The organism is Brevundimonas sp. GW821-FHT09G01 (genome assembly GCF_059416065.1).
Genome location: NZ_JBWKOL010000008.1, coordinates 127,300 through 137,315, shown reverse-complemented (window position 1 = coordinate 137,315; position 10,016 = coordinate 127,300). Strand labels below are relative to the sequence as shown.

Genomic DNA, 10,016 nt, shown 5'->3' with positions numbered 1-10,016 from the left:
TTGTCGGGGGCCGACATGAGGAAGCTTTCCATGCGCACGCCCGTCCTGACCTGTCTGGGTCTTTCCGCCGCCGCCCTGATGACCGTCTCCTGCGCGCCGACCGCCACCACCGGGGACCGCGCCGAAGCGCCTCTGGCGCGACAGTGTTTCAACGTCCAGCAGGTGAGCAATTTCCGGCAGGGCCGCATGGACCAGGTATTCCTGCGGGTGGGCCGCAGCGACGTCTATGAGATGACCGGCGCCGCCTGCCGCGACCTGGACTTCGCCAACCGGATGGCCATCGTGCCGGACGCGGGCGGCGTCGCCGGATCGCGGCTGTGTACCGGCGACTGGGCCCGCGTGGTCGTGCCGGGGTCGGCCAATCCGACCGAGGTCTGCCGAGTCCGCCTGACCCGCAGACTCTCCGATGCAGAGGTCGAAGCCCTGCCCGCCGCCTACAAGCCTTAGGTCCTAGGCCTTCTGGGCGTAGCCGAGGCGCTGGTTCAGCTTCTCGATCAGGTCGATGGCCGTCTCGGCGATGACCGAGCCGGGCGGATAGACCGCGGCCGCGCCGCTTTCGAGCAGCGGCTGCACGTCTGACGGCGGGATCACCCCGCCGACCACGATCATGATGTCGGACCGGCCCAGCTTCTCCAGCTCGGCCTTCAGCTCAGGCACCAGCGTCAGGTGGCCGGCGGCCAGGGAGGAGGCGCCGACCGCGTGAACATTGCGCTCCACCGCCTCCCTGGCCGCCTCGGCCGGGGTCTGGAACAGGGAGCCGGCGGTGACGTCGACGCCCAGGTCGCCATAGGCGGTGGCGACCACCTTCTGGCCCCGGTCGTGGCCGTCCTGACCCAGTTTGGCGATCAGGATGCGCGGCGGACCGCCGTCGTTCTCGATGAAGGCGGCGACCATGTCGCGGGCGCGGCTGATCTTCGGGTCGTTGCCGGCTTCCTTGGCATAGACGCCGGAGACGGTCTTCACGGTGGCGATGTGGCGGCCGAAGGCGGCCTCCAGCGCGTCCGAGATCTCGCCCACCGTGGCCTTGGCCCGGGCGGCCTCGACGGCCAGCTGGAGAAGGTTTTCCGTCCCGTGCGCGCCCCGGGTCAGGGCGCCCAGCGCGGCCTCGGTCGCCGCCTCGTCGCGTTCGGCGCGCAGGCGTTTGAGCTTGTCGATCTGCGCGGCCAGCACGGCGGCGTTGTCGACCTTCAGCATCGGGATGTCGTCGGGCGTGTCGTTGAAATAGCTGTTCACCCCGACCACCGTCTGCTGGCCGGTGTCGATGCGGGCCTGGGTCTTGGCCGCCGATTCCTCGATGCGCAGCTTGGGGATGCCGGCCTCGATGGCCTTGGCCATGCCGCCCAGCGCCTCGACCTCGGCCATGTGGGCGCGGGCGCGCTCGGCCAGTTCGTGGGTCAGGCGCTCGACGTAGAAGCTGCCGCCCCACGGGTCGATGACCTTGGTCAGGCCCGTCTCCATCTGCAGCAGGATCTGGGTGTTGCGCGCGATGCGGGCCGAGAAGTCGGTCGGCAGGGCCAGGGCCTCGTCCAGCGCATTGGTGTGCAGGGACTGGGTCTGGCCGCCCGCGGCGGCCATGGCCTCGACCATGGTGCGCGAGACGTTGTTGAACACATCCTGCGCCGCGAGGCTCCAGCCCGAGGTCTGGCAGTGGGCGCGCAGGGACAGGGAGCGGGCGTCCTTGGCGCCGAACTTCGCCACCGCCTCGGCCCACAGCAGGCGGCCGGCCCGCATCTTGGCCACCTCCATGAAATAGTTCATCCCGATGGCCCAGAAGAAAGACAGGCGCGGCGCGAACCGGTCCACGTCCATGCCCGCCTCGACCCCGGCCTTCAGGTATTCGATGCCGTCGGCGAGAGTGTAGGCCAGCTCCAGGTCCGCCGAGGCCCCGGCCTCCTGCATGTGGTAACCGCTGATCGAGATGGAGTTGAACTTGGGCGCATGCTCCGCCGTCCAGGCGAAGATGTCGGCGATGATCCGCATGCTGGGCGTCGGCGGGTAGATGTAGGTGTTGCGGACCATGAACTCCTTGAGGATGTCGTTCTGGATGGTCCCGGTCAGGGCGCTGTGGGCGACGCCCTGCTCTTCCGCCGCCACGATGTAGAGCGCCAGCACCGGCAGCACCGCGCCGTTCATGGTCATGGAGACCGACATCTGGTCCAGCGGGATGCCGTCGAACAGGGTGCGCATGTCGTAGATGCTGTCGATGGCCACGCCGGCCATACCGACGTCGCCCTTCACCCGCGGGTGGTCCGAATCGTAGCCCCGGTGGGTGGCCAGGTCGAAGGCGATGCTGAGGCCCTTCTGACCGGCGGCGAGGTTGCGGCGGTAGAAGGCGTTGGACTCCTCGGCGGTCGAGAAGCCGGCGTACTGGCGGATGGTCCAGGGATTGCCCGCGTACATCGTCGGATAGGGGCCGCGGTGATAGGGGGCGATGCCTGGCAGGCCGTGGATGAAGTCCAGCCCGTCCAGAGCCGAGGCGTCGTACGACGTCGCGACGGTCAGGCCTTCGGGCGTCTTCCACGGGGCGCGATCCGGGCCGGTTCCAGTCGGCGACAGGTCGAGCGGCAGGGTCGAGAATTTCGGGCTCATCGGGCGGCCTCCGCAGCTTCAAAGGACGCGGCGAGACGGAAGGGGGTCAGGGGCGTGCAGGCGTCGCCGCCGCCCGCGGGAGACCCGCCGGGGTCCGCGTCGAAGGTGGTCGGGCGCGGGTCGGGGTCAACGAATTTCGTGACGCCGACGATCTGTTTCGATCCGTTGGACAGGGCGCGTTCAAGCACCTCGCGGGCGCGGGCGACCCGGGACTGGATCAGGTCGCCGCGCAGGGCCTCGACCAGGCCGCCCTCGGCCTCGATGACCTGGAACTCGGCCCAGCCGGCCTCGGCCAGTTCGCGGGTGCGGTGATCCAGATACCAGCTGCCCGCCGCCGGATCGTCGACCCGGCCCAGGCTGGCCTCTTCCATCAGCACCAGCTGGGTGTTGCGGGCCTGGCGCCGGGCGAAGGCGTCGGCCCGGCCCTCGGCGCGGACGAAGCCGTCCAGCACCACCGCATCGGCCCCGCCGACCGCGCCGGCGAACCCGGCCGCCGTCAGCCTGAGCAGGTTGGGCCACGGGTCGCGCGCCGACAGCATGCGCCGCGACGAGCGGGCCTCGATCAGCGCCGGGACCTCGTGCCCGTAGGCCTTCGAGATCGAACGCCACATCAGGCGCAGGGCCCGGACCTTGGCCAGGCCGTCGAAATACTCCTGATCCACGGCGACGGAGAGCACCACGCCCCTGAGCGCGGCCTCGACCGGCATCCCGGCCTCGACGGCGGCGTTGATCAGGGCCACGGCGTTGGCGGCGGCGAAGGCCAGCTCCTGGGCGATGGAACCGCCGGCCTCATGCGCCACCCGGCCCGAGGCCATGAAGAAGGTCGCGTCGGGATAGGCGCCGGCATGCCGCGCCGCCGTGTTGGCGGCCAGGGTCAGGTGTTCGGTGATCGGGCGCGGCGCGGCGCCGGCCTCCGCGAAGGCCGAGACCGGATCCATGTGGAACATCAGCCGGGCGCGCGGCGACCCCTTCGCCACAACGGCCAGGGCGTTGGCCGCGTCCGGGCCGTCCAGCCCGGCGTCCAGGCCGACAGCCGCCAGTTCCAGCGCCACCCCGTCCAGAGCCCGGCCCAGCGGCTCGCTGTCGGCCAGCACGGCGCCCTTGAGCACCACCGAGGCGGCCCCGCCCTGCAGGTCGGCCAGCATCGCCGCGTTCACCGCCGCCGGATCATCGCCCTCGACCAGGGCGCGCAGGTCCCAGGCCCGGCCCTCGGCGTCCGACGGACGCGGGGCGAACACCGTCTCCACCCCTGTGGCCCCGGCGTAGAGCGGGCGCACCACCAGATTGTCCGCGTCCATATGGACGAGACTTTCCAAGGGCTTATCCTTCAGCGCCTTCTCGGCGAGCGTCTTCCATTCGGCGGGGGACGGCGTGGGAAAGGTCATGGCGTCTCCATTGCCCCCACGGACGCTCCGGGTCCAGAGAGTGAACGATCCGGACTCCGCGAAAACACCGTCCGATGCGTCCGATGCGTTCGGATCGTCCGGATGGTCGAGCAGGCGATGAGGTCATGGTAGGCTCACCATGCGTCAAGTTCGGACGCATCAATCCGCTGCTGACACGGTTGCGATTGAAGCGGGCCGCCCTACATCCTGCCGGAGCTTCACAGGACCCCCACATGGCCGACCTTTCCGCCTTCCCGATCACGCAACGCTGGCCCGCCCAGCATCCCGAGCGACTGCAGCTGTATTCGCTGAACACCCCCAACGGGGTGAAGGTCTCCATCATGCTGGAGGAGATCGGCCTGCCCTATGAGGCGCATCTGGTCGACATCACCAAGAACGAGACCTGGGGCCCGGAATTCCTGTCGCTGAACCCCAACGGCAAGATCCCGGCCATCATCGATCCGGACGGTCCGGGCGGGAAGCCGCTGGCTTTGTTCGAGTCGGGCGCCATCCTGGTCTATCTGGCCGAGAAGACCGGCAAGCTGATCCCGAGCGATCCGGCCCTGCGCTACGAGACCCTGCAGTGGGTCATGTTCCAGATGGCCGCCATCGGGCCGATGTTCGGCCAGGTCGGCTTCTTCAACAAATTCGCGGGCAAGGCCTTCGAGGACAAGCGTCCGCTGGAGCGTTACGTCGGCGAGGCGAAGCGGCTGCTGGGCGTGCTGGACACCCGGCTTGAGGGCCGTGACTGGATCATGGGCGACTATTCGATCGCCGATGTCGCCACCCTGGGCTGGGTGCGCAACCTGATCGGCTTCTACGAGGCTCGCGATCTGGTCGCCTTCGACGACCTGAAGAACGTGCCGGCGTGGCTGGAGCGCGGCCTGGCCCGTCCGGCGGTGCAGCGCGGACTGGAGATTCCGGCGCGGGGATGAACGGATTTGTGAATGAAAGAGGGGGACGGCCGAGAGGTCGTCCCCCTTTCTCTTGAAGGCTGCGGGCCCGCGGCGTCGGGGGGGCAGACAGGAACCGCGGGCCCGCTCCGGTCGGAGGCTGATTATGCCGCGTCGACCAGGACCAGTTCGGTGTCGGACAGGGCCTTCACCGTAACCGTTTCGACCTCGGCGATGGCCACGCCGTCACGGGCATTGGCGCGCACGCCGTTGACCTCGATCTCGCCGACCGCCGGGACCAGATAGCCGCGACGGGCGGCGCCCAGCGGATATTCGGCCGTCTCGCCCGCCTTCAGGGTCGCCGCCACGATACGGGCGTCGGTGCGGATCGGCAGGGCGTCGCCGTCGCCTTCAAACCCCGAAGCGAGGACCACGAACTGGCCGGCGCGGTCGCCCTTGGGGAAGGGCCGCGAGCCCCAGGCGGGCTGTTCGCCGCGGCGGGTCGGCTCGATCCAGATCTGGAAGATCCGGGTCAGGTCCGGCTCGGCGTTGTATTCGGCGTGACGGATGCCCGTGCCCGCGCTCATCACCTGGACGTCGCCGGCCTCGGTGCGGCCCTTGTTGCCCAGGCTGTCCTCGTGGGTGATGGCCCCTTCGCGGACATAGGTGATGATCTCCATGTCCGAGTGCGGATGGGGCGGGAAGCCCGTGCCGGCGGCGATCTCGTCGTCGTTCCAGACACGCAGATTGCCCCAGCTCATCCGCTTCGGATCATAGTAGTTGGCGAACGAGAAATGGTGTTTGGCGTTGAGCCAGCCGTGGTTCGCGCCACCCAGGCTGTCGAACGGTCTCAGCTCGATCATGGTCTTGTCTCCGCGCCCCGCCGTCGGGGCCGCTGTTGCTTGACGACAAGATAGCGATCGGCTTCGGATCCAAAATAGAAACAGCTGAAACTCATCGTTTCGCGGAGCGCGCATGTCGAAACTACCGGACCTGGAGGCGCTGGCCATCTTCTCGAAGGTGGCGGAGACCCAGTCCTTCTCGCGCGCGGCGGAGGCGCTGGCCCTGTCCAAGGCGACGGTGTCCAAGGCGGTCAGCCGGCTGGAGCTCAGGCTGGGCACGACCCTGCTGCATCGGACCTCGCGCCGGTTCTCCCTGACCGATGCGGGACGGACGCTGGCGGCGCGTGCGGGCCAGATGCTGAGCGAGGCCGAGGCGGCGGAAGGCGAGATGCTGGACCAGGCGGTGAGGCCGCGCGGCTTGGTGCGGCTGGCGGCGCCGATGTCGTTCGGCATGGCCTATGTGGCGCCCGCCCTGCCCGAATTCCTGGCGACCCATCCGGATGTGTCGGTGGACCTGCACCTGTCGGACGAGGTCATCGACCTGGTCGGCGGCGGCTTCGACTGCGCGCTGAGGATCGCGGCGCTGGCGGACTCGTCGATGACGGCGCGGCGGTTGCGGCCGATCCAGCGCTATCTGGTCGCGTCGCCCGATTATCTGGCCCAGCGGGGGCGGCCCGCGCATCCATCCGACCTCGTGCGCCACGCCTGCCTCGGCTACGCCTACCTGCCCAACGCCGAGCTGTGGCGGTTCGTGAACAAGGCGGGCGAGGAGACGGCGGTGCGGCCGCACGGGCCGTTCCGCGCCAACAACGCCGACGCCCTGACCTATGCCCTGTGCGCCGGGCTGGGCGTCGCACCGCAGCCGGACTTCATCTACTGGCGCGATGTGGCCGCCGGGAAGCTGGAGACGGTGATGACCGACTGGAGCCTGCCGCCCATCGCCCTGCATCTGGTCGCCCCCGGCGGCGGCCCGCGACCGGCGCGGGTGACGGCGCTGATGACCTACCTGGCGGCTAAATTCTCGGGTCCGCTGTGGCCGGGCGATACGGTCGGCAAGCGCTGATAACGCCGCGACATCGGAGTTGATCCCGGTGTTATCTTCCCTCCCGGTCCAATCCGTGGCTCAATGGCCAAGCTGTCAGTTGATCAGCGCGTTCGCCGCTTCCGATCCCGGTGAACCCGTCCTCCGAGCGTCCGCGTTGCGCCGCCTCCCTGCGGCGAGAGACCCGTCTGACCGCGCGGCGGCGTCGTCGCGCCCGATCATGAGGCTGACCATGACCAAGACCATCATGCTGATCCACGGCGCCTGGCTGAACTCGGCCAGCTGGGCCGGCTTCAAGGGCCACTATGAGGCCAAGGGCTACACCGTCGTGGCCCCCGACTGGCCCTATGACGACCGCACCCCGGCCGAGTTGCGCGACTACCCGAACAAGGCGCTGGCCAAGATCGGGCAGGTCGACCTGTTCGACCACTATGAGCGGCTGATCCGGGCCCTGCCCGAGACGCCGATCCTCATCGGCCACTCCATGGGCGGCGTCTGCGTGCAGCATCTGCTGGACCGGGGCCTCGGCGTGGCGGGGGTGGCCATCAATCCGGCCCCGACGCCGGGCGTCCCGCTGGGACCGCACGCCATCGTCTCGGCCCTGCCGGTGCTGCTGGACCTGTTCAGCTGGAAGAAGTCCAAGACCATGTCGCGGAAATTCTTCGCCGAGCGGTTCGCCCAGACCGCGCCGCGCGACCAGGTCACTGCGCTGTACGACGCCTACATCGTGCCGACGCCGGGCAAGGTCTACTGGGACGGGGTCACCGGCGCCTCGGGCAAGATCCACTGGAAGAACCCCAAGCGCGCGCCGCTGCTGCTGATCGCCGGCGAGATCGACCTGATCGCGGACGCCGGCATGGTGCGCAACATCTACAAGAAGCAGACCCAGGCCCCGACCCGCACCGACTACAAGGAATACGCGGGCCGCTCGCACTGGAACTGCATGGACGAGGGCTGGGAAGCCGTCGCCGACTACGCGCTCGACTGGGCCGTGGAACACCAGATCCAACGCTGAACCGAGACTACTTCCTGGAAAGATTGAGTTTCGATCGTTTCCATTTTCGCCGGATCGATCCCGAGCGATGATCCGTTCGTCAACCACCGACGGCGGCACCCGCCGAACCTTCAGGAGAGACTTCGATGGCCTTCATCACCGCGAACGACGGCGCCCAGATCTTCTACAAGGACTGGGGCAAGGGTCAGCCCGTCCTGTTCAGCCACGGCTGGCCGCTGAGCAGCGACGCCTGGGACGGCCAGATGCAGTTCCTGGGCTCGAACGGCTATCGGGTCATCGCCCATGACCGCCGTAGCCATGGCCGTTCGGACCAGACCTGGGACGGCAACCACATGGACCAGTACGCCGACGACCTGCACGCCCTGATCGAGAAACTGGACCTGAAGGACATCGTCCTGATCGGCCACTCGACCGGCGGCGGCGAGATCACCCACTACGTCGGCCGCCACGGTTCCAGCCGGGTCGCCAAGATCGTGCTGATCGGGGCGGTGCCGCCGCTGATGCTCAAGACCGCGGCCAATCCGGGCGGCCTGCCGATCGAGGTCTTCGACGGCATTCGCAAGGGGACCTATGACGACCGCAGCCAGTTCTTCAAAGATCTGACCCTGCCCTTCTACGGCTACAACCGACCCGGCGCGAAAATCTCGGAAGGGGTGCGCGAGAGCTTCTGGCTGCAGGGCATGATGGGCGGCATCAAGGGCCAGCTGGACTGCATCCACGAGTTCTCGGAGGTCGACTACACCCCCGACCTTCAGAAGTTCGACAAGCCGACCCTGATCATCCACGGCAGCGACGACCAGATCGTCCCGATCGACGCCGCGGGCCGCAAGTCGCACGAGATCGTCAAGGGCTCGATCCTGAAAGTCTATGAGGGCAGCCCGCACGGCCTGGCCACCACGGAGCAGGACCGCCTGAACGCCGACCTGCTGGAATTCATCCGCAGCTAGACCTCGCCTCTCCGAAAGGAGTCCGTCATGGCCGACACCGACAAGACGGTCGTCCTGATCCACGGCCTGTGGGTGACGACGGACTCCTGGGCGGATTTCCGCAAGCCTTGGGAAGACGCCGGCTGGACCGTTCTGACGCCCACCTGGGACGTTCTGAAGGGCCGGTCGGCGACCGCGCTGAACGCCAGCCCTCCGGATGCCCTGGGCGGGCTGACGGTCGGAAAGATCGTCGATGGGCTGCAGACCTTCATCGAGGCCCTGCCGACCCCGCCCCTGCTGGTCGGCCATTCCTTCGGCGGCCTGTTCACCCAGATGCTGCTGGACCGGGGCGCGGGGCGGGCGGGGATCGCGATCAATCCCGCGCCCATCGGCGGGATCGTTCCCGGCTGGTGGACCCTGACCGCCGCCCTGCCGCCCATCCTGCGCTGGAACGGCTGGAACCGGCCCTATGCCATGAGCCGCAGGCGCTGGGCCGAACGCTTCGCCAACGCCGCCCCGGCGGAGCTGCAGAACCGATCGTACGACGCCTATGTGATCCCCACGCCGGGGCGGGTCTTCTACCAGGCCGCCTTCTGGCTGGGCACGCGCGTCGATCCGCGCCGACGGACGCAGCCGCTGCTGATCACCTCGGGCAACCGCGACCGGCTGGTGACGCCGTATCTGTCGCGCGCCGCCTGGCGCCTGCAGTCGCGGTCCGCCGCGCCGACGGACTTCCACCGCTTCCCCGGTCGCTCCCACCTGCTGCTGGCCGAGCCCGGCTGGGACGAGGTGGCGAAGGTCTGCATCGACTGGGCCGAGGGCTTAAGCCCGCGCCGGCCTACTCGGGCGCAGTGACGCAGACCGCGCCGTCCGTCACCGCGATGCCCGCGCCCTGCGGCGCCCAACCCAGCGGGGTCAGTTCATCCGCGCCGAAACAGGCCTGTCCGGTGCGCTGACTGAAGCCGGTCATGGCCCGCACCAGCGGTTCGGCGCCCGGCCGTTGCTCGACGATGAGCGCCAGCCGGTAAGGCCGGATCCAGGGCGACCCCATCTCGACCCGCGCCGCGAAATCGGTCTCGACGGCGGGCCCCGCCAGCGTCCGTGCGCCGGTGTAACGCCCGAGGAACAGCGAGGTGCAGTTCGGCCGATCGCACAGCGGTTGCGGATCGGTTTCCGACACCGTGGTGGCGACGACCAGGCTGAGGCGTTCGGGCACGGGCGGCGGCAGGGCCGCGGGCGGCGAATAGGCCGGCACGGTGAGCGTCTGCACCGCCAGAAGACTCACGATCCAGTGCATTTGCGCCTCCCTGTCCACATCCGATGA

At 68.9% G+C, this 10,016-nt stretch carries 10 protein-coding genes; 6 read left to right on the top strand and 4 right to left on the bottom strand.

Annotation, left to right across the window (positions count from 1 at the left end; translation table 11 throughout):
- Nucleotides 1–30 precede the first annotated feature (30 nt).
- Nucleotides 31–447: a hypothetical protein gene (locus AC07NB_RS15210; RefSeq protein ID WP_492312099.1), complete on the top strand. Its 417-nt coding sequence runs from the start codon at nt 31–33 to the stop codon at nt 445–447.
- Nucleotides 448–450: 3 nt separating this feature from the next.
- Here AC07NB_RS15210 and scpA read toward each other — a convergent pair whose 3' ends face one another.
- The gene (gene scpA, locus AC07NB_RS15205) at nt 451–2,589 is read right to left on the bottom strand and encodes a methylmalonyl-CoA mutase (RefSeq protein WP_494570638.1); all 2,139 of its coding nucleotides are present in this window, start codon (nt 2,587–2,589) and stop codon (nt 451–453) included.
- A complete protein-coding gene (locus tag AC07NB_RS15200) occupies nt 2,586–3,974 on the bottom strand; it encodes a methylmalonyl-CoA mutase family protein (protein ID WP_494570637.1) in 1,389 nt (462 codons plus the stop codon). The genes scpA and AC07NB_RS15200 overlap by 4 nt, the downstream gene beginning before the upstream one ends.
- Before the next feature lie 233 nt (nt 3,975–4,207).
- Between AC07NB_RS15200 and AC07NB_RS15195 the strand changes: the two genes are divergently transcribed.
- Complete coding sequence (locus tag AC07NB_RS15195) at nt 4,208–4,909, top strand: glutathione S-transferase N-terminal domain-containing protein (RefSeq protein ID WP_494570636.1); 702 nt, start codon at nt 4,208–4,210, stop codon at nt 4,907–4,909.
- A 122-nt stretch (nt 4,910–5,031) separates the two neighbouring features.
- Here the strand turns inward: AC07NB_RS15195 and AC07NB_RS15190 are convergent, their stop codons facing one another.
- Nucleotides 5,032–5,730, bottom strand: coding sequence for a pirin family protein (locus AC07NB_RS15190; RefSeq protein ID WP_492312095.1), 699 nt, complete (start codon nt 5,728–5,730; stop codon nt 5,032–5,034).
- 112 nt (nt 5,731–5,842) lie between these two features.
- Here AC07NB_RS15190 and AC07NB_RS15185 point away from each other — a divergent pair, with 112 nt between their 5' ends.
- From AC07NB_RS15185 to AC07NB_RS15170, 4 genes are all read left to right on the top strand, one after another.
- Complete coding sequence (locus AC07NB_RS15185) at nt 5,843–6,772, top strand: LysR family transcriptional regulator (RefSeq protein ID WP_494570635.1); 930 nt, start codon at nt 5,843–5,845, stop codon at nt 6,770–6,772.
- Between the two features lie 211 nt (nt 6,773–6,983).
- The gene (locus tag AC07NB_RS15180; protein ID WP_494570634.1) at nt 6,984–7,766 is read left to right on the top strand and encodes an alpha/beta hydrolase; all 783 of its coding nucleotides are present in this window, start codon (nt 6,984–6,986) and stop codon (nt 7,764–7,766) included.
- A gap of 125 nt (nt 7,767–7,891) precedes the next feature.
- On the top strand, nt 7,892–8,713 hold the full coding sequence (locus tag AC07NB_RS15175; RefSeq protein ID WP_291835562.1) for an alpha/beta fold hydrolase: 822 nt from the start codon (nt 7,892–7,894) through the stop codon (nt 8,711–8,713).
- 27 nt (nt 8,714–8,740) lie between these two features.
- On the top strand, nt 8,741–9,547 hold the full coding sequence (locus tag AC07NB_RS15170) for an alpha/beta hydrolase (protein WP_494570633.1): 807 nt from the start codon (nt 8,741–8,743) through the stop codon (nt 9,545–9,547).
- Here AC07NB_RS15170 and AC07NB_RS15165 read toward each other — a convergent pair.
- Nucleotides 9,531–9,989, bottom strand: coding sequence for a hypothetical protein (locus AC07NB_RS15165; protein WP_492312090.1), 459 nt, complete (start codon nt 9,987–9,989; stop codon nt 9,531–9,533). The two genes, AC07NB_RS15170 and AC07NB_RS15165, sit on opposite strands and share 17 nt — an antisense overlap.
- Nucleotides 9,990–10,016: the final 27 nt, after the last annotated feature.